Annotated in this window: 24 protein-coding genes; 19 read left to right on the plus strand and 5 right to left on the minus strand. The window is 68.9% G+C overall.

The features are described from left to right. Positions 1–7 precede the first annotated feature (7 nt). Together ACFQRE_RS17535 and hemE are read left to right on the plus strand one after the other, a co-directional pair. Positions 8–841: a DMT family transporter gene (locus ACFQRE_RS17535; protein WP_380124908.1), complete on the plus strand. Its 834-nt coding sequence runs from the start codon at positions 8–10 to the stop codon at positions 839–841. Between the two features lie 12 nt (positions 842–853). After that, positions 854–1,882, plus strand: coding sequence for a uroporphyrinogen decarboxylase (gene hemE / locus ACFQRE_RS17540; protein ID WP_380124910.1), 1,029 nt, complete (start codon positions 854–856; stop codon positions 1,880–1,882). Here the strand turns inward: hemE and ACFQRE_RS17545 are convergent. After that, positions 1,871–2,839, minus strand: coding sequence for a DUF4349 domain-containing protein (locus ACFQRE_RS17545; RefSeq protein ID WP_380124912.1), 969 nt, complete (start codon positions 2,837–2,839; stop codon positions 1,871–1,873). The two genes, hemE and ACFQRE_RS17545, sit on opposite strands and share 12 nt — an antisense overlap. Before the next feature lie 266 nt (positions 2,840–3,105). Here ACFQRE_RS17545 and ACFQRE_RS17550 point away from each other — a divergent pair, with 266 nt between their 5' ends. The 12 genes from ACFQRE_RS17550 (at position 3,106) to ACFQRE_RS17605 (ending at position 16,413) form a co-directional block, all read left to right on the plus strand. Then, positions 3,106–4,263, plus strand: a complete 1,158-nt coding sequence (locus tag ACFQRE_RS17550) for a DegT/DnrJ/EryC1/StrS family aminotransferase (protein ID WP_380124915.1) — start codon at positions 3,106–3,108, stop codon at positions 4,261–4,263. After that, positions 4,260–6,101: a hypothetical protein gene (locus tag ACFQRE_RS17555; protein WP_380124917.1), complete on the plus strand. Its 1,842-nt coding sequence runs from the start codon at positions 4,260–4,262 to the stop codon at positions 6,099–6,101. Before ACFQRE_RS17550 ends, ACFQRE_RS17555 begins: the two co-directional genes overlap by 4 nt. Continuing rightward, positions 6,101–7,333, plus strand: a complete 1,233-nt coding sequence (locus tag ACFQRE_RS17560) for a hypothetical protein (RefSeq protein ID WP_380124919.1) — start codon at positions 6,101–6,103, stop codon at positions 7,331–7,333. The genes ACFQRE_RS17555 and ACFQRE_RS17560 overlap by 1 nt, the downstream gene beginning before the upstream one ends. Further along, positions 7,330–8,337, plus strand: a complete 1,008-nt coding sequence (locus tag ACFQRE_RS17565; protein ID WP_380124921.1) for a TauD/TfdA family dioxygenase — start codon at positions 7,330–7,332, stop codon at positions 8,335–8,337. The genes ACFQRE_RS17560 and ACFQRE_RS17565 overlap by 4 nt, the downstream gene beginning before the upstream one ends. Continuing rightward, positions 8,334–9,611 (plus strand): ATP-grasp domain-containing protein, encoded by a 1,278-nt coding sequence (locus tag ACFQRE_RS17570; protein WP_380124923.1) that lies wholly within the window; start codon positions 8,334–8,336, stop codon positions 9,609–9,611. Before ACFQRE_RS17565 ends, ACFQRE_RS17570 begins: the two co-directional genes overlap by 4 nt. Continuing rightward, positions 9,608–10,126, plus strand: coding sequence for a hypothetical protein (locus ACFQRE_RS17575; protein WP_380124925.1), 519 nt, complete (start codon positions 9,608–9,610; stop codon positions 10,124–10,126). The genes ACFQRE_RS17570 and ACFQRE_RS17575 overlap by 4 nt, the downstream gene beginning before the upstream one ends. A gap of 61 nt (positions 10,127–10,187) precedes the next feature. Beyond that, positions 10,188–11,213: a cytosylglucuronate decarboxylase gene (blsE, locus tag ACFQRE_RS17580; RefSeq protein ID WP_380124927.1), complete on the plus strand. Its 1,026-nt coding sequence runs from the start codon at positions 10,188–10,190 to the stop codon at positions 11,211–11,213. Between the two features lie 52 nt (positions 11,214–11,265). Further along, positions 11,266–11,955, plus strand: a complete 690-nt coding sequence (locus ACFQRE_RS17585; protein ID WP_380124929.1) for a hypothetical protein — start codon at positions 11,266–11,268, stop codon at positions 11,953–11,955. A gap of 28 nt (positions 11,956–11,983) precedes the next feature. After that, the gene (locus ACFQRE_RS17590; protein ID WP_380124931.1) at positions 11,984–13,099 is read left to right on the plus strand and encodes a hypothetical protein; all 1,116 of its coding nucleotides are present in this window, start codon (positions 11,984–11,986) and stop codon (positions 13,097–13,099) included. A 34-nt stretch (positions 13,100–13,133) separates the two neighbouring features. After that, complete coding sequence (gene hemG / locus ACFQRE_RS17595; RefSeq protein WP_380124933.1) at positions 13,134–14,561, plus strand: protoporphyrinogen oxidase; 1,428 nt, start codon at positions 13,134–13,136, stop codon at positions 14,559–14,561. 4 nt (positions 14,562–14,565) lie between these two features. Next, positions 14,566–15,294, plus strand: coding sequence for a hydrogen peroxide-dependent heme synthase (gene hemQ / locus ACFQRE_RS17600; protein ID WP_380124935.1), 729 nt, complete (start codon positions 14,566–14,568; stop codon positions 15,292–15,294). 207 nt (positions 15,295–15,501) lie between these two features. Then, complete coding sequence (locus ACFQRE_RS17605) at positions 15,502–16,413, plus strand: type IV toxin-antitoxin system AbiEi family antitoxin domain-containing protein (protein WP_380124937.1); 912 nt, start codon at positions 15,502–15,504, stop codon at positions 16,411–16,413. 102 nt (positions 16,414–16,515) lie between these two features. Here ACFQRE_RS17605 and msrB read toward each other — a convergent pair whose 3' ends face one another. Beyond that, entirely contained in the window at positions 16,516–16,950 is a 435-nt protein-coding gene (gene msrB / locus ACFQRE_RS17610; protein WP_380124940.1) for a peptide-methionine (R)-S-oxide reductase MsrB, read from the minus strand. A 105-nt stretch (positions 16,951–17,055) separates the two neighbouring features. On the opposite strand from msrB, the gene ACFQRE_RS17615 reads away from it, so the two are divergent. The 4 genes from ACFQRE_RS17615 (at position 17,056) to ACFQRE_RS17630 (ending at position 22,945) form a co-directional block, all read left to right on the plus strand. Further along, the gene (locus ACFQRE_RS17615; RefSeq protein WP_380124942.1) at positions 17,056–19,197 is read left to right on the plus strand and encodes an ATP-dependent DNA ligase; all 2,142 of its coding nucleotides are present in this window, start codon (positions 17,056–17,058) and stop codon (positions 19,195–19,197) included. After that, positions 19,190–20,356, plus strand: coding sequence for an alpha/beta hydrolase family protein (locus ACFQRE_RS17620; protein WP_380124944.1), 1,167 nt, complete (start codon positions 19,190–19,192; stop codon positions 20,354–20,356). The genes ACFQRE_RS17615 and ACFQRE_RS17620 overlap by 8 nt, the downstream gene beginning before the upstream one ends. A 181-nt stretch (positions 20,357–20,537) precedes the next feature. Beyond that, a complete protein-coding gene (locus ACFQRE_RS17625) occupies positions 20,538–21,956 on the plus strand; it encodes a dicarboxylate/amino acid:cation symporter (protein ID WP_380124946.1) in 1,419 nt (472 codons plus the stop codon). Then, entirely contained in the window at positions 21,953–22,945 is a 993-nt protein-coding gene (locus ACFQRE_RS17630) for an LLM class flavin-dependent oxidoreductase (protein WP_380124948.1), read from the plus strand. Before ACFQRE_RS17625 ends, ACFQRE_RS17630 begins: the two co-directional genes overlap by 4 nt. Here ACFQRE_RS17630 and ACFQRE_RS17635 read toward each other — a convergent pair. Beyond that, complete coding sequence (locus tag ACFQRE_RS17635; RefSeq protein WP_380124950.1) at positions 22,935–23,615, minus strand: dihydrofolate reductase family protein; 681 nt, start codon at positions 23,613–23,615, stop codon at positions 22,935–22,937. The two genes, ACFQRE_RS17630 and ACFQRE_RS17635, sit on opposite strands and share 11 nt — an antisense overlap. A 50-nt stretch (positions 23,616–23,665) precedes the next feature. Here ACFQRE_RS17635 and ACFQRE_RS17640 point away from each other — a divergent pair, with 50 nt between their 5' ends. Beyond that, positions 23,666–24,592, plus strand: coding sequence for a polyphosphate kinase 2 family protein (locus tag ACFQRE_RS17640; protein WP_380124952.1), 927 nt, complete (start codon positions 23,666–23,668; stop codon positions 24,590–24,592). A 17-nt stretch (positions 24,593–24,609) separates the two neighbouring features. Here the strand turns inward: ACFQRE_RS17640 and ACFQRE_RS17645 are convergent, their stop codons facing one another. Beyond that, positions 24,610–25,272 (minus strand): hypothetical protein, encoded by a 663-nt coding sequence (locus ACFQRE_RS17645; RefSeq protein ID WP_380124954.1) that lies wholly within the window; start codon positions 25,270–25,272, stop codon positions 24,610–24,612. 44 nt (positions 25,273–25,316) lie between these two features. Further along, positions 25,317–26,960: an acyl-CoA dehydrogenase family protein gene (locus ACFQRE_RS17650; protein ID WP_380124956.1), complete on the minus strand. Its 1,644-nt coding sequence runs from the start codon at positions 26,958–26,960 to the stop codon at positions 25,317–25,319. Positions 26,961–26,979: the final 19 nt, after the last annotated feature.

The following is a 26,979-nucleotide window of genomic DNA, read 5'->3' on the forward strand; positions in this document are numbered from 1 at the left end:
TGCGTGGGTGCTCTCACTCCTTGCCCTCGCGTCGTCGGCCGTATGGGGGACCTCGGACTTCTTCGGTGGCCTCATGGCCAAGCGGCTGCCGGCCGTGGCGGTCGTGGGGATCACGCAGGGCCTGGCGTTCCTCCTGCTCTGCGCCGTCGTCCTCGTCCGGTGGGTGCTCGGCCACCCGCCGGAGTGGGGCAACTGGGTGGGCTGGGCCGTGCTGGCTGGGCTCAGCGGCGCCACAGGTTTGGTCGCCTTCTACACCGCGCTGGCCAGCGGCACCATGGGCGTTGTCGCACCGATCGCCTCCATGGGGGTCCTCGTGCCCGTCGGTCTGGGCGTGGCCTCGGGTGAGACGCCCTCGTCGTGGGTGTGGATCGGGATCGTTGTCGCTGTCGTCGGAATCGTGCTGGCCTCAGGTCCAGAGATCTCCGGCGCCGTCTCGCCGCGGCCGGTGATCCTTGCGGGCGTCGCGGCGGTCTGCTTCGGAATGGCGCTCTTCGCGCTCGACCGGGGTTCTCGCGACTCGCTGCTCATGACGCTGTGGGGGATGAGGTTCACCTCCGTCGTCGTGTTTGCGACGGCGGCGATCGCGCTGCGATCGGTGGGCGGTGCCGGGCGCGCGCACCTGTTGCCGTTGGCCCTCATCGGCTGCGCCGACCTGCTGGCCAACGCGCTCTTCGCCACGGCCTCGTCGCGCGGTCAGGTGAGCATTGCCTCGGTGCTCGGCTCGCTCTACCCGGTGGCGACGATCCTGCTCGCCCGGATCGTGCTGGGCGAGAGGCTGCGGACCATCCAGCAGGTCGGCGTCGTGTGCGCCCTCGCTGGCGCCGGCATCATCTCCCTCTGAGAGGATCACGCGGTGATCTCCGACAGCGCGCTCGTCCTTGCCGCCACCCGCCAGCCCGTCCCGCACACCCCCGTGTGGTTCATGCGCCAGGCCGGCCGCTCGCTGCCCGAATACCGCGCGCTGCGTGAGGGCACGGTCATGCTCGAGGCCTGCCGCACCCCAGACCTCGTCACCGAGATCACCCTCCAGCCCGTGCGACGCCACAACGTCGACGCCGCGATCTTCTTCTCCGACATCGTCGTGCCGCTGGCGGCCGTGGGCGTCGACCTCGACATCGTTCCCGGCACGGGTCCCGTGGTGCCGGCACCGTTCCGCACGCGCGCGGACCTCGACCGCCTACCGGCCCTCACGCCCGATGCCATCCCCGACATCACCGAGTCGGTCCAGCGACTCGTCAGTGAGCTCGGGTCGACCCCGCTCATCGGCTTTGCCGGCGCACCGTTCACCCTCGCGTCCTACCTCGTCGAGGGCGGACCGTCGCGCACCCACGAGCAGACCAAGGCGCTCATGCACGGCGACCCGCAGCTGTGGAACGACCTCTGCGAGCGCCTGGCCCAGATCTCCGGCGCCTTCCTGCGCGTCCAGGTCGAGGCCGGAGCCAGCGCCATCCAGCTCTTCGACTCCTGGGTCGGCTCGCTCTCGCGAGCCGACTACACGGCATACGTGCAAAAGCACTCGGCCACCGCGCTCGCCGCGGTCGCCGACCTCGGTGTGCCGCGCATCCACTTCGGGGTGGGCACTGGTGAGCTGCTCGAGCTCATGGGCGAGGCCGGGGCCGAGGTTGTTGGTGTCGACTACCGCGTGTCACTCACCGACGCCGTCGCGCGCATCGGAGACGGGTATGCCGTGCAGGGCAATCTCGACCCGGCTCTCCTGGGTGCCCCGTGGGAGGTGCTCGAAGCGCGGGTGCGCGCGATCGTCGACGAGGGCCGCAACGCTCCGGGGCACATCTTCAACCTCGGTCACGGCGTCCCGCCGCACGCCGACCCCGACGTCCTCACGAGGATCGTCGAGGTCGTGCACGAGCACTCAGCCCGCTGACGGGGGCATCGGTCCAGGTCCGGCCGGCTGGGCCATCGCTGCGACGAATGCGGGGCGGGCGGTCCGACGACGACGCATCCACCAGATGACGGGTGCGAGGACGACGCCGATCGCGACGGCGAAGGGAAGCACCGCGCCGACGACCGTGACGAGGACCGCCAGGGACGCGGTGAACGCCGACCAGCCCGCCTTCAGGCCCGACAGGAAGCCACCGGCCGCGACCGGCTCGAAGTCGTCCGTGGACAGCGAGATCGAGATCGGCGACATGCTCACGGAGTCCTTGAGGTTGGCGAGCTGAGCGGTGAGGGCGTCCAGCTCGGCCTGTCGCTGCGACAGCTCGTTCTCGAGGGCGATCAGGTCACCCACGCTGGTCGCCTTGGAGAGGAGCTCCCGAATCCGGGCAACGCTGGTGGTCATCGACTTCACCCGGGCCTCGGTGTCGACGTAGGTCCCCGTGACGTCCTCGCTCGAGCTGTTGCGGACCTGCACCTCTCCCACCTTCTCGATGAGGGCGATCGTCGCGTCGAGGGAGGCCGCTGGGACGCTGATCGTGATGGATCCGGTCGTGTCCCGCCCGCTCTCACCCGCGTAGAGCTCCTCGGACAGCACCGCTCCGCTCTGCTGCGTGGCAATGGTGCGGATCCGCTGGGCCGATGTCGTGAGCGAGTCGACCTTGAGCTGGAGGTTGGCGCGTCGAACGAGCTTCTGCCCCACGCTTGCTCGCGCCTGGTTCGCCGACTCGGACTTGGCTGCCGTGTCCCCGTCGTAGGTCTTCCCGGCCTTGTCCTGTGGCGCGATCTCCCCGCTGGCGGGCATCCCGCCGTCGCTACCGCTGGCGGAGTCGTCGCCGCTGCCCCCGCACGCGCTGAGACCACCCATCGCCAGGAGGCCGGCGAGGGCGACGCCGGCGATGCGGCGCCGGCGGAGCCCCGAGGGGCGCAGAACCTGCTTGCTCATCGTGCTCTCCACTTCTCCGGACGGAACCGGTGCTCGAAACGTGTTTGGTGGTGAGACTGCTCCTCGCAGGTCACGGGTTCCCTCGATCCGGGTCACGAGTTGATGACGTCGGCAACCGGGTGGTCCACGCGGCCGATGCTGGCCCGGAGTGGCTAGTTATGTATGCTCCCGGCGAGCCACGATGACGTAGTTCATCCGGGGGGATGTGGTTGACCCTTTTGCGCCCCCGCGGCTCCGATGCATCACACCGATCGGAAAGTGTCTTCATGCTGCGCAGCCACCCCTATGGGGCCCAGTTCCTGTCGGCCAAGGACAGCCCAGAGCTGTTCGAGGCCCTCGATGAGCGCGTCCTGTTCCGCTACAGCGCCAAGAACCCCAGCGTCTCGGACCGTCTCGAGGCCCACGCTGCCGAGCGGTTCGGCGTCGCAGGGGCGTTGACCTGCCCCAACGGGACACAGGCCCTGCGTCTGGCCCTGCTCGCCACCCGACCGGTGTCGGGCAGCCGGATCCACATCCCTGCCGTCACGTTCGTTGCCGTCGCGGGTGCAGTGCTCTCCCTCGGGCTCATCCCCGTCTGTGTCGACGTCGACGACAACTTCGCTCTCGACCCGTCCCTGCTGCCGGAGGATGCCGAGCGGGTCATTGTCGCTCACATGGACGGCATGGTCGCGCCGATTCCGCAGGGCCCCGAGTTCGTCATTGAGGACTCGGCCCAGGCCATGGGCGGTCGGCACGCGGACGGTCAGGCCGTCGGATCGGTGGGCTTCGCGGGCACCTTCAGCTTCCACCACGCCAAGGTCCTCACCTCGGGTGAGGGCGGACTGGTCGTCAGCCGCTTCAGCCACGCACGCGACCTCATGCGCAGCTACTCCGACCACGGTTCGGCCCGGGAGCAGGGCAAGTACCCCCAGTGGAACGAGGGTGCGTTCTTCGGCGAGAACCTCACCAGCAACGAGGCCGTGGCAGCCGTCCAGCTCCAGCAGTTCCGCGCTCTCGACCACATCCTCGAGCGGCTCGAGCGCCATCACACTGCCGCGGTGTACGCCCTGGCCGGAGTCGACTCGGTGAGCGTGGTGCCCCGCACCGTCGGTGACCCCAAGGTCTCGGTCCACCTCGAGTTCGACGACCCCCGGACCCGCACGGAGGTCCAGGCGGAGCTCGATGCTGCCGGTCTTCCGTCGTGGAGCCTGGACAAGTACCTCCTTCCCGACCACCCGGTGCTCACGAGCAAGGCTTCGCTGTTCGCCGACGGCTATCCGTGGTCGCTCGACCCCGAGGCCACCCACGTGTCCCGCGACGGGTTCGAGTCGACGCGGGCGCACCTGGCCCGCCGCCTCGTGCTGCCACTGGCCCCGGAGATGAGTGACGGGGAGCAGGACGACCTCGTCGCGCGCTACGTCACCGCCCTCGGAGCGTCGACGTGACACAGGACCTTCAGCTCGCCCAGCCGTTGTGGCGCGCCTGCAACAACGTCGACGAGTTCCTCCGTGAGGCGAACGCCCACGTGCTGGGTGCACCCGTTCCGGTCCTCACCGAGGATCGCGCCGACCTGCTCGAGAGCCTGACGGCGGCACAGGACCTCTACGAGCTCGACAGCACTGTGCCGCGCTCCGGTACCGCCGTCGTCCTGGGTCTCGACGGTGAGGTTCGCACTGCCGTCGAGGCGCTCCTGGCCAAGCGGGTAGAGGTGCTCCGCGACTCCATCGAGGCGTATGCCGTTGAGCCGGTCGGGGACCTGATCGTCGTGGCGCCCTACCCACAACTCGACCACGGGATCCTCGACCGGGCGCGCGTCACGGCCCAGGCGACTGGCGCGACGGCCCGCCTCATCACGGGCCGCGACGCGGCATCGCTCACGTGGTTGCTCGCGAAGCAGATGGTCCGGCGGCGCGACACGCTCGTCCGTTCCGCCGTGGTCAGTGGAACCGCCAACCTTCCACTGGACCAGGGCGACGTCGTCGTGATCGGCTCGCGTGACGTCGAGACGGAGCCCGTGGACCAGCTGTTGCTGGGGCAGGCCTGGCGACAGGTGGTCTTCCACGGGCACGGGACCGAGGACAGCATCAACCTCGGAGAGTTCACCGTGTGCGGCCGAAACGACGCCGTTGCGGACGTCGCAGCCACCACGGTTCGTCCCAAGTGCGGCTACGGACTCGGCTGCTACAAGTCCGATGACACGCTCATCTCCCTCGCTCGGCTGCGCGCCTCGCACGTCGTCATGGCCTCCTGCTGCAACGCCACCTTTGCGCCGAACCGCCTGTACGGCGCCAAATACCTCTTGCTGCTCAACGGGATCGACGGTGTCGCCCAGAGTCTCTTGGTCTCGCCGATGGTCCACGACGCCGATCACGCCGAGCTGGCTTCCTGGCTTCCGGCGATGCGTCGGCAGGAGCTCGTGGCGTCCGGTCCGGCCATGTCTGACATCCACCCGTTCACACCCTTCGTCAACATCGGCCTGCCACCGACGCCGGGGGAGCCGGTGGCGCCGACCACCCTCGACCTGCCCGACACCACCCGTGTGTCCGAGCTCAGCACGACCGTGCAGGGCCTGCTGTCGAGTGGACTGCTGTCGGCATCGCACCCGATGCACAAGGGTCTGCTCGCGCTCGCCCGCAAGATCGAGTCCGAGATGGCCCGCGGCGTCAGAGGGACGGCCGACCGTTGGGCGGAGTTCACGACCTCGCTGCGCGCAGACGTGCAGTCCCTCGACCTCCGGATCGCCAAGGGCATCGCCCGCGACCCCGAGGACCCGATCCTCGACTTCCCCCAGTACTTCGGCGACCGGAGCGAAGTTGACCCCGACACCGTCGCGGACGTGACGTGCATGTGTGGGCTCGAAGCAGTGGAGTGGAAGCGACGCCCGCTACTCGGACACCTGTTGGTGACCACCGCCATGGTCTGCCCCCGTTGTGGCGACGTGCGTTTCAGCACGCCGGGGGCACCCGACGTGTCCGTGACCATGCCCACCGACCTCACCGCAGGTGACGCGATCCCGGGGCAGCTGACCCTGTCGTCACCGACCGACCGCGTGGTCCACGTCGGCATGTTCGTCCCTCGCTACATGCGCGAGGCCTACCCGACACCGGCCCCGATCAAGGTGAAGATCCGGGGCGGCGAGAGCGCCACCGTCGAGCTCGTCCTCGCGGCCCACGAGGACGTCACCCCACAGGCCTACTACGCGACGGCCTATGCCGTCAGCGACCTTTCGCTCGTCACAGTCCGTCAGCGATTCGCGATCCACCCCCGTGGAGGAACCCCCTGATGCAGCTCCCCGACACCTATCGCCAGTTCCTGTCGAAACCCGGGCCACGCACCGCCATGGGGTGGTCCGTCCTCGGCCGGCTCCCGCTCTATCTCACGGCCCTGGCCGTTGCCCTCTTGAGCATCGAGCGCAAGGACAGCCTCGTCACCACGGGCGGTCTCCTCGCGGCATACAGCGTGGGTAGTGCCGTGGCGGGACCACTGGTGGCCCGGTGGATGGATCGGCGGGGTCAGGCCGTGCCGCTCATCGCCACTGCCGTCACCCATGTGGTCAGCCTCGCGACGTTCAGCCTGACCGTCGCTCCGACGGTTGGCCAGGTCGCGCTCATGGCTGTTGCCGGCGCTACCATCCCGCCCACCTCGGCCAGTGTGCGTGCGCTCTGGGGGACCCTGCCGCTCGGTGAAGACGGACGACGAGGTGCCTACGCCCTCGAAGCCGTCCTCGGTGAGGTCTTCGTCATCGCGGGTCCCATCGGTCTGTCAGCAGCCCTGCTCGTGTCCACGCCCACGGTGGCGCTCATCGTCGGGTCCTGCATGACCGCCGCAGGCGCCATGGGCCTGGCCACGACCGGGGTCTCGCGTGCCTGGCGAGCCGAAGAGAGCGAGGGGGGACGCCACATCCTCGGACCGCTGTCCAAGCCGGCGTTCGTCGGTCTCCTCGCCGTGATGCTCACCGCCGCAGCAGCGGCCGGGACGTTCTCACTACTCATCCCCGTGTTCGCCGAGAACGAGGGCTCGGCCGACCAGGCCGGTCTGCTCTTCGGTTGCTGGGGGATCGGAAGCGTCATCGGTGGCCTCTGGTTCGGGCGGCGCAAGCCCTCCACAACACCGATCACCCGGCAGTTCCTGATCGCCCTCGGCCTCGTAACCATCGGGCTGGCGCTCCCGATCCTGGCGCGCGACGTCCCGACCATGATCGCGGCGCTCGCCGTCGGTGGTGTGGCCATTGCACCGTTGAGCATCGTCGAGTACGAGCTGATCCAGCGCATGGCACCCAAGGCCTACATCACCGAGGCCTTCACCTGGGTGCAGACCGCCAACGTCGGGGGCAGCGCGATCGGCGCCCAGGTGACCGGCCTGGTGGTGGCCGCCAAGGGCATCACGGCCGGACTCTGGCTGGCGCCCCTGTGCGGCGCAGTCGCCGTCCTCCTCACCCTCGGCCTGGCCAAGGTCTGGAACGCCGCAGCGATCCCGGCGCCCGCCGACGCGGAGGAGGTGACGGCAACCCGATGACGACGACGACCAACATCGAGTCGGGTGCACGTGTCGCCGGGCCCTCGGCCCACCACGTCCTCGACCTCGGCATCGGCGACGCGGAGCAGATCCACAGCCAGGCCCGTGACTGTGCCGCGAGGTACGCCAACACCGAGGACCCGCAGTTCCACGAGGACCTGGGTGAGCTCGCCGAGCACTGCCCACCGGCACTGCGCCGTGGCCTGCGCCGGTTCCGCACCTCGGTCCACGCAGAGACGCTGATCGTCCGCGGGCTCACCGTCGACGACGAGGCGCTCGAGCCGACCCCTCCGTCCTGGTCACAGGCCCGCACCGTGGGGGTGCACCACGCCTTCACCGCAGCGCTCGTGGCGTCCGCCCTGGGGGAGTGCATCGGGTGGGGCACCCAGCAGGCCGGGCGACTCATCACCGACATCGTCCCCACTCGCGGGATGGAGGAGAGCCTCGTGAGCTCGTCGAGTGCCCTCGAGCTCGGGTGGCACACGGAGGACGCCTTCAGCGACTACCGAGCCGACTATGTCGGGCTGTTCGGGCTTCGCGACACCGGCGCGGCCGCAACCACCATCGCCTCCGTCGACGTCGACGAGCTCCCCGCCGCGGTCCGAGCGACGCTCTTCGAGGAGCGTTTCATCACCCACCCGGACGACGCCCACGACAGCGAGGCGGGCGCGGGACTGCGACCCACGCCGATCCTGTCCGGTCACCGGGAGGCACCTCTGTTGCGCATCGACCGCGACTTCACCGAAGTCCACACGGCCGATGACGACGTCGCGCACGCTGCTCTGCGCCACGTTCGCGCCCACCTCGACGAGCGCATCGTCGAGGTGCCGATGCGGCCCGGAGACATGGTCTTCCTCGACAACCGCAAGGTCGTCCACGGTCGGCGCCCCTTCACCCCCAGGTACGACGGCACCGATCGATGGCTCAAGCGGGTCAACGTCGTCGTCGACCTCACTCGCACCGCCGCCGGACGGCATGACCTCGAAAGAAGGATCATCGGATGACCCAGCCCCTGCTCGACTCACGTCCAGTGTCCGCCGCGAACGGCCGCCCCGAGCACCGTCGCAGCGTCCTCGTCGTCGACGCGCGACCGGGCACCTTCACGGACCGGGCGTACGAACGCACCGACGTGGACATCGTCCTCCTGCGTTTCCCCGGTGAGATCGACCCGACCTACCGCGAGCGCACCGAGCACCTGCCGTGCTTCGAGGTTCGGGCGGAGGAGAGCGACGCCGCAAACGCCGATCGCTACACCGAGTTCGCTGCCGGTCTGCCCCAGGCCCCGACGTACTTCTGCAACCCGCATGAGCCGCTCCAGGCGCAGGCGCAGGCGTTTGCCGGTCTGGTCGGCCTTCCCCACCTCAGCCCGCTGCAGGTGGAGCGGGTTCGCAAGAAGCCGGCGATGAAGGAGCGCTACGCCGAACTGGGTATGCGGTGTGCAGCGTTTGCTTCGGTGAGCACGGCGCAGGACGTGGTCGACTTCGCCGACCGCACTGGGTGGCCGGTCATCGTCAAGCCGACGGACTCGTTCGCCTGCATCGACACCTATCGCGTCGAGGGACCCGAGGGCATCCCCGAGCTGCGCAGCGAGCGGGACTGGACGGTGGAGGAGTTCATCCAGGGCCGCGAGTTCCAGCTCTGTGCTCTCGTGTTGGACGGCCGGGTGACGGCTGCCTATCTCTCCCTCAACCCGCGCCCCATCCTCGAGGTCCTCGACGGGGCGATGAACGCCAACATCACCTTCGCCCGTGGAGAAGTGCACCCCGTCGACGAAGTGGAGCTGTGCCAACGACTCGTCGACGCCTTCGAGATCGACCACGGCTACTTCCACGGCGAGTGCTGGGTCACCGAGGAGGGTGAGTTCGTCATGGGAGAGGTCGCCGCGCGCATCTCCGGATGCGAGGTCCCCGAGAACCATGGGCGGGCCTATGGCTGGGACGTCCACCGCTCCATCCTCGACACCTATGTCGGCCTCGAGCCGACGCTGGACTATTCCCGGGATCGGTCGGTGGGCGACCTGCTGCTGCCGACCGGGCACGGCGTGGTCACCCGCGTCTCCGACTGGGCGGACCTCGAGGCCCTCGAGGGTGTGACCGGCGGCCGGATCAAGGTCACCGAGGGCGAAGAACTGAGCCCGCCGCGCGCTTCCATGGCGTCGAGCGGATACGTGCACGTCGAAGGGGAGAACGTGGCCGAGGTCATCGAACGCATGCAGAACATCCTGGACAACTACGTCATCGAGATCGACGGTCGCCAGGCGACGGGAGCCGTGGCATGAGTGCGCCCCAGACCGTCTTCGTGGGCGGCCCCATCCAGTACGCCCGACTTCCCGGTGCCTCGCACTTCGACCTGCGCCTGCGCGCCCTGCTCGACGGGGTCCATGACGTGCTCCGCGACGCCGGGCACGAGGTCACGTCTGCCCACGTCGCGGAGGACTACGGCGACGGAGTCGTGCCGACCCCGGACCACGTCACGACACGGGACTTCACCTTTGCCCGCGACTGCGACGTCTACGTTGCCTGCCTGCCCATGTCGGACGGCCGGCCCTACCGCAGCGACGGAACCCACATCGAGCTCGGGTGGATGTCTGCACGTGGCGCTCGCTGCGTGATCATGTGGGACCGCGAGCACGCCGACGCCTACTCGTTCCTCGTCCAGGGCCTGCCGTCGGTGAGCCCCGTCGTGTTCGTCGACCTCGACGACTTCTTCGCCGACCCGGCGATCCTGCTCGGCGCGATCGGCGACGCCGCCGGTCGTTCGGCGGCCGACCTCGTGACGGCGAACGCCGAATGACCCCCGTCCGAACGCTCTCGTCCCTTTGCCCAACGCCGATCGCCCCCGAAGGAACTGCACTGTGACGATCACCCTCACGCAGGCCCGCACCACGCCGCGCAGCGACCGCTCGAAGTACCTGTTCATCCGGGTGCAGGAGGCCTGCAACGCCGACTGCTTCTTCTGCGAGTTCGCTCTGTCCAAGGACCCTTACCGGTTCCCACTCAGCCAGATGGAGCAGCTGGCCTCCGAGGCTCGTGAGCAGGGGGTGGGCGTCATTCGGTTCACCGGAGGTGAGCCGCTGATGCACCCGCAGGTCCTGGAACTGGTCCGCGCCTGCTCGGAGCAGGGACACGAGGTCTCGATGATCACCAATGGTGTCGCGTTGGCTCGCTACGCCGATGAACTCGTCGAGGCCGGACTCAGCCAGGTGATCATCAGCCTCGACAGTCCCGACCCGGACACCCACAACACCTACCGCCGGACGCCGAAGTTGTTCGAGAAGGCCGTGGAGGGACTGGCCGCGCTGGACGGACGCGTCCTCGCGCGCGTCAACACGGTGGTCGGGCCGCACAACTACGCCGACATGACCCGCATGCAGGAGGTGCTCGAGGGCCTCGGCGTCGCCCAGTGGGAGCTGTCGCCGATCAAGCTCGCGCGCCCGGTGCGCTACCCCGATCCGGCGCACGTCATCGAGACCTGTGCATCCATCTATGACGCCTCGCGCCCCGGTGCGCTGATCCCCATGGGTGAGCCCTTCTATGGTGCGACGGCCATGGAGCAGGAGGCCTACTTCGAGACCGGTCAGGTGCCGCGCCCCAACGGAGCCGTCTGCCATGTCACGGACGACGTGCGCTTCCTCGATCCCAAGAACGGGCGCCTCTTTGCCTGCAGCCTGCTGCCGCACCGCGACCCCACCGGGATCGAGAGCGGTGACGCAGGTGGCGTCGACGGTGGGGTCATCGACCTGGGCACGCCTTCGTTCCGACTCCACCAGGAGCATTTCCGCGAGCGCGGTCCCCAGGTGTGCCAGGGATGCTCGACCACGGCTGCGGGCTACAGCAACACCGTGGACGCGCACGGGGGTGTCGAGCTGTGGAGCTACTGACACCGGGACCGATCCGGACTGCAACCCTCACTGCAACCCTCGGGAGCGAGGGATGAACCGCCTCCTCACTGCGGTCCGCCTGCCCGCCACGCCGTCGGTGGCCGACCTCCTGGTCGTCGAGATCATCGGTGCCTCGGCCAAGGACCTCGAGATCGACTCTGCGCGCGTCCACGACGAGGGGAAGGCCTCCGCTGTCCTGTGCATCGGCACGCTGCCCGACCTCAGCGCCCCGTCGCCACTGCTCGTGCGCGGATCCCGGCCGGTCCCGGGCGAGGACGGGATCCGAGGACTGCAGGTGTGCACGGATGCGTCACCGCGCATGTCGTCCAGCGCGGGCTACGCCTCGGGTATGCAGCACGTCGGCAACTTCCTTCCGCCGATTGCGCGCACGCCTGCCCGGACGGGACCGCTCGACCTCACGGCCCAGTGGTTCGTCGACCCGGATGCCGTCGGTGAACACCACGTTCTGGCGCTGCTGGGCGCAGCGACCGAGGTGACGACGTATGCCGCGAGCCCGGTCGTGTCCGTCGCGCTGGCGCTCGGGCTGACCGTGCACGTCGACGAAGGACCCGACACGGGTTGGGACGTGCTGCCGGAGCACCTCGATCTCGCGGACTCGGCAGAGGTTCTGGGGCACGTACGCCAGACGTTCACACCACTCACCGCACGCGACAAGGCCGATGCCGGAGCGGGACCGCGCGTGGCCCGTCTCCTGCGGCAAGCGGCATACCTTCCGTTCTGATGCTTCGACCCCAGGAGGGGACATCCACATGGAGACCACAGTGACGACGACCGCGGGGCCGACCCGGCGCATCCTGTGCAGCTCGGTCGACTTCGGCTTCGGCTCTGCCGGCAAGATGCTGAGCATCCTCGAGCACCTGGGGGACTGCCGACTCACCGTCGTGGGCTCGGAGCTCCTGGCCAGCATCACCTCCACTCCCGGTGACGGAGCGTTGGGGCCAGCGCTCGAGTGGATCGAGAAGGACGACATCCGGGTCGAGGACTTCGACGCCGCCCTCGTCATCCTCGACCCCGTCCTCGCGACCGAGCTCACCGAGCGGGGTCTGCCGGTGGTCTACGTGGACAGCCTGCCGCACATCTGGGGGCCGGCCGATCCGATCTGCACGGAGGTGTTCGCCTACTGCGCACAGGCGACGACACAAGGCGAGCAGCGCTTCGAGGCGCTGGCCGACGTGCACGCACTCGACTGGGTCGAGCCGATCATCAGCGTGCGGGAGCCGGGGGAGCGCGACGAGGAACTCGCGGTCGTCAACGTCGGCGGGGTGCACTCTCCGCATCTGGTCGGTGGCACGTCTCCCTACGTCGCCACCGTCGTCCTCCCCACTGTCCACGCGTTGCTCGCGGCTGGCCGCACGGTCCGGGTGGCCGGGAACGTCGGTGGCCCCGTGGCTGAGGCCCTGACAGAACTCGGCGTCCCCTCCGGTGTCATGGCGCGACCCGACTTCCTCACCCTCGTCGGGTGCGCCGGCCTCCTCGTCACCTCGCCCGGCATGACCGCGATGCTCGAAGCCGGTGCCGCCCGGACGCCGACCATCCTGCTTCCGCCCCAGAACCTCAGCCAGATCCTCAACGCCGACTGCCTCGCTGGCCAGGTCTCGCACCGTCGTATCGACTGGCCGGACCAGTGGCTCAGCCGAGCGACCGTCGAGGCGGCCCGGATGCACGGCGAGGAAGCCGCGCTCGACGTGATCTACGCCGGCATCGAACGCATCGCTGACCGCCCCGAAGCGTCCGACTGGGTGCTCGCGCAAGTTGCGGATCGCCTCGTCGACGCTGACTCCTGGCTGTCCGACCGGGTCGCCGCTGTGGGCACGGACGGTGCGCGTCGCGTCGCGACCCACGTTCGCCGGGCCGCTGCCGCCTGAGATCGTCCTTCCTGCTCCGTGGCAGGCTGAGCGCGTGATCGTGTCGACCGAGCCCCTTGAGTGGCGCCCCAGGGTGATCGTCATCGGGGGTGGCATCGCCGGGCTCACAGCGGCGCGCGATCTGCTCGTGTCGATGCCGAGAGCCAGCGTGGTGCTCGTTGACGCCTCCGACCGGGTGGGTGGCAAGGTGCGTCGCGAGGAGATCGGCGGGCACCTCGTCGACGTCGGTGCGGAGGCGATGCTGGCCGTGCGACCCGAGGCCCTCGATCTCGTAAGCGGGCTGGCCGACCCGGCGGATGTCGTGACACCGACCACGACCTCGGCGCGTGTCTGGTCGCGCGATGGGCTGCATCCGTTGCCGCGCACCCGAATTGGCGTCCCGTTCGCCGATTCCGTAGTGGCCGGGCTCCTCACCACCGACGAGGAGTCGCGCATGCGCGCCGAGACCGAGGCGCCCGACGTGGGCGATGACGTGTCCGTTGCCGACTACATCGGTGGTCGGTTGGGCTCCGCTGTCGTCGACCGTCTCGTGGAGCCACTCCTCGGCGGTGTGTATGCCGGTGAGTCCCGTCGGTTGTCCCTGCGGGCCACGATGCCCGCGGTCTGGGCCATCGCGCAGGCTCGCGGATCCCTGCTCGCGCCACCGGTCGTCGACCCCCAGGCGGGCACGGCGCGGCCGCCGTTCATCGGCATTGCCGGTGGCGTGGGCAGGCTGGCCGACCTGCTCGCCGCCGACATCGAGCAGCGCGGGGGAGTCATCGAGTCGGGCACGATCGTGCGCGGTCTCGAGCGCACCCAGAGTGGATGGTCCGTCCTCAGCGGACCGACGACCCAGCCGCGCCGGCTCGAGGCGGATGCGGTCGTCGTGGCCGTGCCCCCGCCAGCCGCCGCGCGGCTGCTGGGGCCGGTCTCCGCATCGGCCAGCACCGCCCTGGCCGAGATCGAGATGGCCTCGGTCGCCGTCATCACCCTTGCCGTTCCGAAGGCCGAGGTCGCATCGTGGGAGGGCTCGGGCTTCCTCGTTCCTCCGGTCGATGGTCGTGGCATCAAGGCCAGCACGTTCAGCTCCGCCAAGTGGGGCTGGCTCGCAGCGGAAGGTGACGACACGGCATACCTCCGGGCGTCTGTGGGACGCGCGGGCGAGACGGCGTCGCTGCAGCGCGACGATGCCGAACTCGTCGACCTTGCCGTTCGCGAGATCTCCGAGGCGGTCGGCGCCCCACCGCTCACTCTCGTCGACAGCCACGTCCAACGGTGGGGTGGCGGTCTGCCGCAGTACACCGTGGGACACGTCAACCGCATCGCCCGCGTGAGCCAGGCGGTCTCGGAGGTTCCTGGTCTCGAGGTCGCGGGCGCGGCCTACCGGGGCATCGGGATCCCGGCCGTCATCGCGTCCGCCCACGCAGCGGCCGCGGCCACGACGACCCACCTGAGGGCGGTCGCGGCGCGCGCGGGAGAATGAGGGCATGAGCACCCCGACCGGCCGTCCCGCCCCGACCAAGCCCACCCCCACCCAGATGCGCGAGATCAACGAGTCGATCCGCTACACGATGTGGTCGGTGTTCGAGGTGACCGAGCCGCTCGGCAAGGACGACCGGGCCGCGATGACGGCCGAGGTCGAGGAGCTCGTCGCCGATCTCGAGTCCGGCGATGTCGTCGTGCGCGGCTTCTATGACGTTGCGGGGCTGCGCGGCGACGCCGACCTCATGGTGTGGTGGCACGCGGAGCGCATCGAGGACCTCCAGGACGCCTATCACCGCCTGCTCCGGACGGACTTCGGCGCGCACCTGTCCTCGGTGTGGTCCAACGCGGCGATCCACCGGCCGGCGGAGTTCAACAAGAGCCACGTGCCCGCCTTCATGGCCGGTGAGGACCCCCGCGCCTATGTCTGCGTCTACCCCTTCGTGCGGTCCTACGAGTGGTACCTGCTCGAGGAGAACGAGCGTCGCGACATGCTGCGCGAGCACGGCCAGATGGCACGCGAGTTCCCCGACGTGCGCGCCAACACGATCTCGTCGTTCGCGCTCGGCGACTACGAGTGGATCCTCGCGTTCGAGGCCGATGAGCTGCACCGCATCGTCGACCTCATGCGTGAGCTCCGCCCGTCGCGGGCGCGGCTGCACGTGCGCGAGGAGGTGCCGTTCTTCACCGGCCCCCGCGTCGCCGTCGCGGACCTCATCGCCCGCCAGCGCTGACCCCAACCGTCGCCCGTTTCCCGCCGCCCCCGGAAAACGGGTCCGGAACAAGGGAACTGTTGTCTTGCTCGGGAACGGTTTACCTTGCTTGGGTCGGGGCATGCGTCGGCCCTGCGTCATCCCCAGCCCGGGCTTGCGGTGCTCCGTTGTCCACAGATGCGGAACGACCCCTACCGGCAGCGGGCTGTCGGACCTGAGTGTCGTGGGATGACTCTCGACGACCTCGTGCGGATCGCCAGCACCCAGCACGGCATGTTCACGACGAAACAGGCACACACCCTCGGGATCGGTCGCAAAGCGTTGCGCGACTGGGTCCGAGCCGGGGTGCTGCTCCACCCTTCACGCGGTTTGTATGCCGTGTCCTCCCTTGTCGACACCTCTCCCGTTGCGTGGCAACGCCACATGGCCGCGGGCGCGCACCTCCTCTACTCCGACGCGGCACTCACTGGTGTGACGGCCGTGCTGGCCCACGAGTTGCCTGTCTGGGGATGCCAACTCGGCCGTCCGGAAATACTGCGGCCGATTGAGCGGCAGGCGGGCGCGAAGCCGTTTCGCGTCCGGCCACTGCGAACCGAGCGGGTGGACGGGCCGTGGGGTCACTGTGTGCCGCTGGCGGAGGCCCTGGTCCAGCTGTGCCTGGACCACGGCATCCTTCAGGGAGTCGTGTCGGCTGACGCTGCTCTCCACCGGAAGCTGGTCACGCTGGACGAGCTCACAGCGGCGGTCAACGCGGTTGCCGCCTGGTCGGGGTCGCACCGTCCGCGAGCGATGATGACCCACGTCGATGCCAAGTGCGAGTCCGTGGCAGAGAGCCGAGCCCGCTTCGAATTCGGCTCACACGGCATACACGTTGTTTCGCAGGTGGAAGTGCGGCGAGCCGACGGGTCCCTCATCGGACGTGCGGACTTCGGTGTCGAGGGGACAAACGTGCTCGTCGAGGTCGACGGCAAGGTGAAGTATGCCGACGGGGATCCTCAGGTTCTCTGGAAGGAGAAGCGTAGGGAGGATGACATGCGCGCCGAGGGGAAGATCTTTGTGCGAATCACGTGGGCCGACCTCGAGACACCGGGAAAGTCGTCGGCGAAAGTCCGCCGAGCGATGTTGGCCGAGAGCGCGTGAGGCCAGACTGGTTCGCAAGGGAAAGAGTTCCCGAGCAAGAGATCAGTTCCCTTGTTTGAGACCCCTTTTCCGGGGGCGGCGGGAAAGGGGTGACTGGTGGGTTCAGTTGGTGGCGTCGGTGGCCGGACGCAGGGTCATGGCGATGCTGTTCATGCAGAAGCGCTGGTCCGTCGGGGTGTCATAGCCCTCACCCTCGAAGACGTGGCCCATGTGGCTGCCGCAGTTCGCGCAGCGAACCTCGACACGCGGGCGGCCCGGCAGCGAGGCGTCCTCGATGAACTCGACCGAGTCGCCGGCGAGCGGGCTGTAGAAGGACGGCCAGCCGCAGTGGCTGTCGAACTTCGTGCCCGAGGTGAACAGCTCGGCACCGCAGGCGCGACACGAGTAGACGCCCTCGGTCTTGGTGTCGGTGTACTCACCGGCGTAGGGGCGCTCCGTGCCGGCCTGACGCAGGACGGCGTATTCCTCGGGGGTGAGCTCGGCACGCCACTCCTCGTCGGACTTGGTGACGGCATACGTGCGGTTCGTGGGCTCCATGTCAAGAGCAAACCACGAAGTCCTCGGGAACGTTCCCGGGGCCTCGCCCTGCGCGGACGAGAGAGCTCAGCAGTCGGACAGGTCTCGATGACTAGGCTGAGCGGCATGGCGACCCCCACCACGATGGAGATCGACGGCCCCGATGGTGTCCGCGAGGTGCGCCTGTCGAGCCCCGACCGGCTCATGTGGCCCGGTGTCGGGATCACCAAAGGTGACCTTGCGGCATACATGGTCTCTGTCGGTGAACCGCTCGTGCGCGCCATCGGTGACCGACCGGTCACGCTGCAACGCTTCCCCGAGGGGATCGAGGGCGAGGAGTTCTGGTCCAAGAACCCGCCGAAGGGGATGCCGGACTGGATCCGGACCGTGTCGTGCCGCTATCCGTCGGGGCGCCGCCACTCGCAGCTCGTCGTCGATGAGCCCGCCGCTGCGGTGTGGGCCGTGCAGATGAACACTGTGACGTTTCATCCCTGGCCGGTCCGCACCGCCGACAACGACAATCCCGACGAGTTGCGGATCGACCTCGACCCGCAACCGGGCCGGAACTTCACCGACGCGGTCGAGGCGGCCATCGCGCTGCGTGAGGTGCTCGGCGAGGTGGGTCTCACCGCTTGGGCCAAGACGTCCGGCAACCGCGGCGTCCACGTCTTTGCTCGCATCAGGCCGAGCCACGAGTTCCTCGACGTTCGCCACGGCGTGATCGGCATCGCTCGGGAGCTCGAACGCCGCCTCCCTGACCTCGTGACCACGTCCTGGTGGAAGGAGGAGCGGGGTGAGCGCGTCTTCGTCGACTTCAACCAGGCCTGTCGCGACCGGACGATCGCGTCCGCCTACAGCCCGCGGCCGCTCGAGGGCGCGCCGGTCTCGATGCCGGTCTCGTGGGAGGACCTGGCCACCGTGGCTCCGGGCGACTTCACCATCCTCACCGTCCCCGAGATCGTTGCCGACCGCGGTGACGCCTGGGAGGGCATGGACGTCGCGGTCGGCGACATCGCACCCGCGCTCGCCCTGTGGGATGCGGACGTCGAGCGGGGTCTGGGCGAGCTGAACTTCCCGCCGGACTACCCGAAGATGCCAGGCGAGCCGCCGCGCGTGCAGCCGAGCAAACGTCGCACCGATCGGGCCGACGAGGACTACATGAAGCCCAAGGCCGAGCGCGACGCGGACCTTCGCACGCAGTGGGGTATGCCGGTCGTGCCACCGATCGCTCCCATGCTCGCCAAGCCCTCCAAGAAGCTGGTCGAGGGCGAGGTGAGCTATGAGCCGAAGTGGGACGGGTTCCGCTCGATCATCTATCGCTCCGGCGACCAGGTCGAGATCGGCAGCCGCAACGAGAAGCCGATGACCCGCTACTTCCCGGACGTGGTCGAGGCGGTGCGCGCGAACTTCCCGGACAAGTGCGTCGTCGACGGCGAGATCATCCTCATCCGCCCCGGCGAGGACCGGTTGGACTTCGAGTTGCTGCAGCAGCGCATCCACCCGGCGGCGAGTCGGGTCAAGAAGCTGGCGGCCGAGACGCCCGCATCCTTCGTCGCCTTCGACCTGTTGGCGCTGGGGGAGCGAGACCTCACGGGCGAGCCGTTCGAGGTGCGCCGCGCCGAACTCGAGAAGGCCTTCGCCTCGGTCGAGGCGCCCATCCATCTGACCCCCGCGACGCGGGACGTGGACGTGGCCAAAGGGTGGTTCCAGCAGTTCGAGGGGGCCGGTCTCGACGGGGTCATGGTCAAGCCCCTCGACGGCGCCTACGAGCAGGACAAGCGCACGATGCACAAGTACAAGCACGAGCGCACCGCGGACTGTGTCGTCGCGGGATATCGCACGCACAAGAGCGGTGACGACCTCGTCGGCTCACTGTTGCTCGGCCTCTACGACGAGGAGGGCGGCTTGGCCAGTGTCGGCGTCATCGGGGCCTTCCCGATGGCTCGGCGCAAGGAACTCTTCGAGGAGCTGCAGGAGTGGGTGACGGATTTCGACGATCACCCATGGGCCTGGGCCAAGCAGGAGGAGGGCACACGCACGCCGCAGAACTCCGCCGGTTCGCGATGGGCGGCAGGCAAGGACCTGTCGTTCACCCCGCTGCGCCCCGAGCGCGTCGTCGAGGTCCGCTACGACCACATGGAGGGTGTGCGCTTCCGGCACACGGCCCAGTTCGTCCGGTGGCGCACCGACCGTGACCCGCAGTCCTGCACCTATGCCCAGCTCGAGGAACCCGTCTCCTACGACCTCGCCGACGTCCTCGATGCCTGAACCGGCCGGAACCCGCCGGGCGGTCCGTGCGGCAGCTGCTGTGGGGGCGACCACCACGATCGCGAGCGCAGCAGGCTCACTGGCCGCGGCGGCATACTTTGCTCGTCGTGTCCTCACCCCGGAACGCGACCGGCCCGACGACGTGCAGATCCTCGACGTCCGCGGCGAGCGGGTCCTGCTGTCCGCGACGGCCGAGACGGTGGTGCCCGGCCGCTACGGGCTGTGGCTCGACAACGGGCTCGGGCACGTGCGTCTCGGTGGCCTCACCGGGTCGGACGTGGCGGAGGGAACCGTCGAGCGCGAGGTTCTCGGCGTCGACTCGGGCGAACTGGTCGTGGGTGGTGCCCGCTTCAACGGCTACCACTACGCGGGGACTCCGGATGTCGCCCTGGGGCTGCCCACCGAGCACGTCGACATCGTGGGAGAACTCGGGAGCATGCCGGCCTGGGTGGTGCCGGCCAGCGGCGGTCGTGGGTCGCGGTGGGCGGTCCTCGTCCACGGACGCGGCGCCCGTCGCGAGGAAGTCCTGCGGGCGCTGCCCTCGCTGCACGAGGCCGGATGGACCTCACTGGTGCCGACCTATCGCAACGACGAGGACGTCCCGGCCGGGCCGGACGGTCGCTACAACCTCGGCCTGTCGGAGTGGCGCGACATCGAGTCGGCCGTCGAGTATGCCGTGGAGTCCGGTGCCGATGAGGTCCTCGTCGTCGGTTGGTCGATGGGTGGCGCCATCGCGTTGCAGTTCCTTGATCGGTCGCCCCTGGCCGACCTCGTCTCCAAGGTGATCCTCGACGGGCCGGTCATCGACTGGGGCGACGTGCTCGACCACCACGCGCGAATGCACCGGGTGCCCAAGGCCGTCGGGGCGCTCTCACGCTCGATGATGGGTCGTCGCTGGGGCAAACGCCTCGTGGGGGTGCACGAGTCGGTCGATGTCGCGCAGACCGACTGGGTGCGCCGGGCCGACGAGCTGCGGCACCCGATGCTGCTCATCCACTCCGCCGACGACGAGTTCGTGCCCGTGGGCCCGTCGCGGCTGCTTGCTCAACACCGACCCGACATCGTCAGCTATGAGGAGTGGCGGGTTGCTCGTCACTGCAAGGAGTGGAACACCGACCCGGAGCGCTGGCAGCAGCTCGTGACCGACTTCGCCCGATAGGCCGATCTGTGGGCGGGGGAATAGCCCGGCAAGGGCTGCCGTTGGCGCCCACGTGTGCACCCCGTCGACGACCCCTGTCCTGTGGCGCAGGCTCCCCGTGGATCTGAAGCTGGACGCCAGCGACCGCTGTCTGCGCTGACCGCCTCCGCCCTCAGCCCATTCAGTGTTCAGGAGTCCCGTCATGTCCAGCACCACCCCTGATGCCGCAGCGTCCGCGCCAGCAACCACGACCCCACGCAAACGCTCCGGCGTCCCCTTCTGGGCGCAGGTGTTCATCGGCCTCGCTGTCGGCGTCCTGCTCGGGTTCATCGCCCGTCAGTTCGACCAGGCCTGGCTCGCCGAGACGCTCAAGACCGTCGGCGGGATCTTCGTCCAGCTGCTCCGCGTCATCGTCGTCCCGCTCGTCCTCACGGCGATCATCGTCTCGATCGCCAACCTCCGGCAGGTGACCAACGCCGCGCGCCTCGCGGGGGAGACCCTGATCTGGTTCGCGATCACGGCCGCAGCCTCGGTCGTCGTCGGCATCACCCTGGGCCTCATCACGAACCCTGGCGCCCACGCCACGCTCGACACGAGTGCAGGTGCGGCACCGAGCCACACCGGCAGCTGGCTCGACTTCCTCACCTCGATCGTGCCGGGCAACTTCCTCGGCCTCGAGGTGTCGACGTCCGCCGAAGAGGGTGGAGCGCTCAGCTCCAGCCCGGACTTCAACATCCTCCAGCTCGTTGTCCTCGGCCTGGCCATCGGCGCGGCAGCACTCGCTGTCGGCGCCAAGGCGGACCCGTTCATCAACCTCACCCGCAGCGCCCTCGAGGTCTTCAGCAAGCTCGTCTGGTGGGTCATCAAGCTGTCGCCTCTCGGCACCGCTGCCCTCATTGGTTCGGCCGTCGCCAACTACGGCTGGGACCTGCTCGGACCACTCGCCCTGTTCACCGCTGACGTCTACATCGGCTGCGCCGTCGTGCTGCTCGTCATCTACCCGATTGTGGCTCGTGCCAACGGTTTGAGCCCGGTGAAGTTCTTTGCAGGTGCGTGGCCCGCGGTCCAGTTCGCGTTCGTCTCGCGCAGCTCGATCGGCACCCTGCCGCTGACCCAGCGCGTCGTGACGCACAACCTCGGCGTCTCGCGTGACTACGCGTCCTTTGCCGTGCCGATCGGTGCGACGACCAAGATGGACGGTTGCGCGGCGATCTACCCGGCACTGGCCGCGATCACCGTCGCCCAGCTCTTCGGGGTGGACCTCGGTCTGACTGACTACCTGCTCATCGCCTTCGTCTCCATCGTCGGCTCGGCGGCCACGGCAGGCCTCACCGGCGCGGTCGTCATGCTGACGCTCACCCTCTCGACTCTCGGTCTCCCGCTGGAGGGCGTCGGCCTGCTCCTCGCCATCGACCCGATCATCGACATGATCCGCACCGCCACCAACGTGGCCGGACAGGCTCTCATCCCGACGATCGTCGCCAAGCGCAACGGTCTGCTCGACCAGTCGGTCTATGACAGCAACACGTTCGGTGGGGCCGATGCCCGACTCGAACTGGACGAGGACGAAGTCACGGTGGCCCCCGCCGCCGACGAGACCCGCATCGCGGTTCCCGCGTGACCACGGCAGGACCGCGGCTCTCGCTGCTCGACCTCGCCACGGTGGGCCGTGACCAGTCCATCGGTGAGGCCCTCGAGACCAGCGTGACCCTGGCGCAGAAGGCGGACTCGCTCGGCACGTTCGAGCGCCTGTGGTTCGCCGAGCACCACAACATGCCGTCGATCGCGTCGGCGGCCACCGCGGTCCTGCTCGCGCACGTCGCTGCCCGGACCGAGCGCATCCGCGTCGGTTCGGGCGGCGTCATGCTGCCCAACCACTCACCGCTGGTCATCGCCGAGCAGTTCGGCACGCTGGCCGAGCTCCATCCCGGTCGCGTCGACCTCGGACTCGGCAGGGCGCCCGGCACCGACCAGATCACCAGCCGGGCTCTCCGGGTGGATCCGCGCGCGTCCGACGGCTTCCCGGACGATGTCCTCGAGCTGCAGGGATACCTCGCCGACGAGAGCCTCGTGCCCTCGATCCACGCCTTCCCCGGGCGCGGGACCAAGGTGCCGCTCTACATCCTGGGCAGCTCGCTCTTCGGCGCCCAGCTCGCGGCCCGCCTCGGTCTGCCCTACGCGTTCGCGAGCCACTTCGCCCCGGACGCGCTGCAGCAGGCCGTTGACGTCTATCGCCGTGACTTCCAGCCGTCCGAGCAGCTGGCTCAGCCTTACGTCATCGCCGCGCTCAACGTCGTCGTCGCCGACGAGCAGGAGCACGCCGAGGCATTGGCGGCTTCCGTGCTTCGGTCTCGTGTGCGTTCGCTCGCTTCCCGCGTTCCGGCGTATGCCGGCGAGCTCGACGAGGCGACCGTCGACACCCTGATGGCGTCACCGGTGGCCGCACAGGCCCGGCACATGATGACCTACACCGGCGTCGGGGACATCGCGGCGGTGCGCGGCTACCTCGAGCAGTTCGCCGGCCTGGCCCGAGCCGACGAGCTGATGATCAACAACGGCGCACCCGGTCTCGACAACCGCCTTCGAGCCCTCGAACTTCTCAGCTCCTGACCTTCCAGAGGCCGAGGAGGGAGTCGTCCTCCTCGAGGAGGTGGACGACCTCGGTGTCGAGCCCGGATTCCCCACCGAGGGGTATGCCGGCGACAACGCGCAAGTGGTCTCCGCCGACGAGGCGGGGTGCCAGCGTGAGGGCGAACTCGTCGACGAGCCCGGCGTCGAGGAGGCTGTGGAAGAGGTGCGGACCGCCCTCGGCGAGGACTCGCGGCATACCCGCCTTGCGCAGGCGAGCCACGACGGCCGGGAGGTCGACCTCGTCGTCTCCCTCGATCCAGACATCGTCTGCGGCCGTGCGACCTGACGCAGCGCAGCTGACGAGGACGACGTCACCCTCACCGGAGGCAAGGGACTCGGGGAGATGTCCGCTGCGGCTGACGACCACAATAGGCTTGCTGCCACGCCGATAGCCCTCTGCGCGAACGGTTCCCGCGCCAACGAGGACGCAGTCGGCGAGCTCTCGCTGGAGGTGGAAGATGCGCCCGTCGGCCTCGGTGTTGATGGAGCCGCTCCGGCTGTCGGCACCCACTGCAGAACCGTCGAGCGTGCTGACGAAGTTCGCTCGCACGCCACCGCCCTCCGGCCAGGCGTAGAGCCGCGACAGGTCGTCCTCACTGAGCAGGCCGGGGGAGAAGGAGCGGGAGCGGTTGTCGAGGAGGAGGCGCACCTCGTGAGTCTGACACCCACGCGCGGCGCCTCGCCTGACAGGATGCGGGAATGGCGAAGAAGAGTGCAAAGGACAAGAAGAGCAGCAAGGACAAGAGGAGCAGCAAGGACGCGAAGGACGCGAAGCCCGAGGGCATCACCCCTGTGTCTTTCACGGAGGCCTTGCGCGCCGGTGACGGCTTCGAGCTCATTGACCTCGATCCCCGATCCACCCCGGGCTTCGACGGCGACAAGGCAGCCGGAGAGGAAGCCCTGGCGTGCCTCGGCGACCAGCTTGCCGAGCTGCAGGAGCGACTCTTCGCCGAGTCCAAGGGCGGCGGCAAGCGGTCGGTCCTGCTCATCGTTCAGGGCATGGACACGTCGGGGAAGGGTGGCATCCTGCGCCACGTCGTCGGGGCCCTTGACCCCCAGGGCGTCCACATCACCTCGTTCAAGGCGCCATCGGCCCTGGAACGCAAGCACCCCTTCCTGTGGCGCATCCGCAAGGCCCTGCCCATGCCCGGCCAGATCGGTGTCTTCGACCGCTCTCAGTACGAAGACGTCCTCATCGTTCGCGTCCACGATCTCGTGCCGCCGTCCCAGTGGTCGCGCCGCTACGCCCAGATCAACGCCTTCGAGAAGAAAATCGTGGAGTCCGGCACGACAGTCATCAAGGTCATGCTCCACATCTCGAGCGACGAGCAGAAGGCCCGCCTCGTCGAGCGCCTGGAACGTCCCGACAAGCACTGGAAGTTCAACCCCGGCGACCTCGACGAGCGGACGCACTGGGCGGCCTACCAGGAGGCCTACCAGGTAGCGATCGAGAAGTGCTCCACGCCGGCTGCGCCGTGGTTCGTCGTGCCGGCCGACCGCAAGTGGTACGCCCGCCTTGCGGTCACCGAGCTCGTCCTGGAGCACCTCAGGGCGCTTGACCCGCAGTGGCCGAAGGCCGACTTCGACGTCGAGGCCGAGCAGAAGCGGCTCGCCGAAACCCCCTGATCGGTTTCGCCCCGCCGTCAGCCCTTCTCGGGGTTCAGTCGGTCGAGCGTCTGGGTGATGAGCGACTCCAGTTCGGACCCGGGCGTGATGTCCGGGCGACCGACCAGCAGCGAAACATACGTGTCGCCCTGACAACTCTGAGCGGAGATCGCGACCGGATCGTCGGCGGTCGGGACGTACGCCGTGATGCTCCGTGTCTGCGGTGGCTTGCCCTGGACCTCGACGAGTGTGCTGAAGAACTCACAGGCTTTGCCCGGCGGCAGGGTGTTGCCCTCTTCGATGACCTTGGCTGCCTTCTCGAGCTGGGCCAGGACGTCGCTGCTCCCCATTGCGCCATTGGCCTTGAACTGCTCCACGACGCCGGGGAGAGCCTTGGCCCATTCATCAGCCGGGACCTTGGCAACCTGCAGTCCCACGGTCTCGAGTTCGCCGTACTGGCACGCCCGAATCGTGCTCCCCGTGATGGTTGTCCCACGACCCTCCAGCTTCTTCCCGGTGAGCGACACAAGCTCAGCCGCGGTGAGGAGTTCGCACTGTGCGTCAGCGGCTTCGGCCGTGCCCTTCGAGGCTGTCGTGCCGGCTCCCTCGTCCGGTTGCGAACAGCCGGTGAGGGCGAGAAGTGCCATCGCGACGGACGCGCCAAGGCGACCGACGCCGATCGCGACGTGGTGAGAATTCATGTGGTGATGCCCCCGGCTCTCGTCGATCAGTGCTGCCGAGGATGTTACGACCAGGCGCGGTTGAGGATCTGGGTGACCTCGGCCGCGCCGACGTCGTCGAGGGTGCCGAACGTCGCCGCCGGCCCACCTTCACCCAGCCGGCTCGCGATGAACGTGTCGGCGACGGCGTTCGGGGAGTGCTGGACGAGCAGTGCGGCCTGGAACGTGACCGCAAGGCGCTCCACGACGCGCCGAGCCTGCCAAGTGCCGTCATCGCTCCCGGCGACCGCCACGAGTTCGGGGACGGCATCGATCGCGCGGTCGAGACGGCGGTCGTGCCCGCGCGCGAGCGAGAGCTCCTTGTCGAGTGCGGCCACGCTGGCCGGCTCCCGCGTCATCGCGCGGAGCACGTCGAGGGCCCCGACGTTGCCCGAGCCCTCCCAGATCGAGTTGAGCGGCGCCTCGCGATAGAGACGCGCCAAGCCGTTCTCCTCGACATATCCCGCCCCACCGAGGCACTCGAGGGCCTCGGCCACCAACGGGGAAGTGCGCTTGCACACCCAGAACTTGCCCAGCGCAACGCCGAGGCGGGCGAACTCGGTCTCGCCCGCATCGACCGCGTGCGCCAGCCGGAAGCCGAGCAGTTCCGCAGCCTCGGCCTCGACGGCGAGGTCGGCGAGGACGTTGCGCATCAGCGGTTGCTCGATCAGCCGCGCGCCGAACGCCGAGCGGTGTCGGGCGTGGTGCACGGCACGGACTGCCGCTTGGCGCATCGTGGCCGACGAACCCAGGATGCAGTCGAGGCGGGTGGACGAGACCATCTCGATGATCGTGCGTATGCCGCGTCCGTCCTCTCCCACACGGACCGCCCAGGCCCGCTCGAACTCGACCTCTGACGAGGCGTTGGACCGGTTGCCGAGCTTGTCCTTGAGCCGCTGCAGCCGCAGGGCGTTGCGCGTCCCGTCGTCGAGCACGCGAGGCACGAGGAAACACGTCACTCCGGCCTCGGTCGTCGCCAACACCAGGAAGACGTCGCTCATCGGCGCCGAGAAGAACCACTTGTGGCCCGTGAGGCGATAGGTGTCGCCACCCTCGACCGGACCTCCCGGTGTCGCGACGGCCTGGGTGACGTTGGCCCGGACGTCGGAGCCACCCTGCTTCTCCGTCATCCCCATACCCGCGATCGCAGATCGCCTGTCCGAGAACCGTTTCAGCGCAGGGTCATAGTCGCGTGACGCCAGCAGGGGAAGCCAGCGATCAGCCAGGGCGGGGGAGGAGCGCAAGGCTGGAGCGGCGGCATACGTCATCGAAATGGGGCAGAGGTGACCCCCTTCGGCACGTGACCACGTCACGAAGCCGGCAGCACGCCGCAGGTGGGCGCCGGTGTCAGCCGGCTGCGTCCACGCTTCCGCGGTGAGCCCATGACCCACGGCGATGCGCATCAGGTCGTGATAGCTGCGGTCGTAGGCGACCTCGTCGACGCGGTGGCCGACGCGGTCGTGCGAGACGAGACGCGGGGTGTTGCGGTGGGCGTCGTCGGCCCACGCCTGCGTCTCGACGGCGCCAGAGAGCGCTCCGAGGGCGGCGACTTCTGCGACGTCCTCGGCTCGTCCCCACCGGCTCATCGCCTCGACGGCGACGGCATCAGTGGTGAAGAGGTTGTGACCGACGAAATCGGGCACCTGGTTCACGACGTCGTGGGTGTGCACGGGCGAAACGCTAACCCGC

Source organism: Knoellia pratensis, from assembly GCF_042666395.1.
GTDB lineage: Bacteria > Actinomycetota > Actinomycetes > Actinomycetales > Dermatophilaceae > Knoellia > Knoellia pratensis.

Bases quoted from the DNA above. Each gene is read 5' to 3' on its own strand.
- ACFQRE_RS17625 (WP_380124946.1), top strand. From the start codon at position 20,538: ATGTCCAGCACCACCCCTGATGCCGCAGCGTCCGCGCCAGCAACCACG.
- msrB (WP_380124940.1), bottom strand. From the start codon at position 16,950: ATGGAGCCCACGAACCGCACGTATGCCGTCACCAAGTCCGACGAGGAG.
- ACFQRE_RS17560 (WP_380124919.1), top strand. From the start codon at position 6,101: ATGCAGCTCCCCGACACCTATCGCCAGTTCCTGTCGAAACCCGGGCCA.
- ACFQRE_RS17575 (WP_380124925.1), top strand. From the start codon at position 9,608: ATGAGTGCGCCCCAGACCGTCTTCGTGGGCGGCCCCATCCAGTACGCC.
- ACFQRE_RS17590 (WP_380124931.1), top strand. From the start codon at position 11,984: ATGGAGACCACAGTGACGACGACCGCGGGGCCGACCCGGCGCATCCTG.
- ACFQRE_RS17615 (WP_380124942.1), top strand. From the start codon at position 17,056: ATGGCGACCCCCACCACGATGGAGATCGACGGCCCCGATGGTGTCCGC.
- ACFQRE_RS17545 (WP_380124912.1), bottom strand. From the start codon at position 2,839: ATGAGCAAGCAGGTTCTGCGCCCCTCGGGGCTCCGCCGGCGCCGCATC.
- hemQ (WP_380124935.1), top strand. From the start codon at position 14,566: ATGAGCACCCCGACCGGCCGTCCCGCCCCGACCAAGCCCACCCCCACC.
- ACFQRE_RS17640 (WP_380124952.1), top strand. From the start codon at position 23,666: ATGGCGAAGAAGAGTGCAAAGGACAAGAAGAGCAGCAAGGACAAGAGG.
- ACFQRE_RS17645 (WP_380124954.1), bottom strand. From the start codon at position 25,272: ATGAATTCTCACCACGTCGCGATCGGCGTCGGTCGCCTTGGCGCGTCC.
- ACFQRE_RS17605 (WP_380124937.1), top strand. From the start codon at position 15,502: ATGACTCTCGACGACCTCGTGCGGATCGCCAGCACCCAGCACGGCATG.
- ACFQRE_RS17620 (WP_380124944.1), top strand. From the start codon at position 19,190: ATGCCTGAACCGGCCGGAACCCGCCGGGCGGTCCGTGCGGCAGCTGCT.
- ACFQRE_RS17565 (WP_380124921.1), top strand. From the start codon at position 7,330: ATGACGACGACGACCAACATCGAGTCGGGTGCACGTGTCGCCGGGCCC.
- ACFQRE_RS17550 (WP_380124915.1), top strand. From the start codon at position 3,106: ATGCTGCGCAGCCACCCCTATGGGGCCCAGTTCCTGTCGGCCAAGGAC.
- ACFQRE_RS17570 (WP_380124923.1), top strand. From the start codon at position 8,334: ATGACCCAGCCCCTGCTCGACTCACGTCCAGTGTCCGCCGCGAACGGC.
- ACFQRE_RS17585 (WP_380124929.1), top strand. From the start codon at position 11,266: ATGAACCGCCTCCTCACTGCGGTCCGCCTGCCCGCCACGCCGTCGGTG.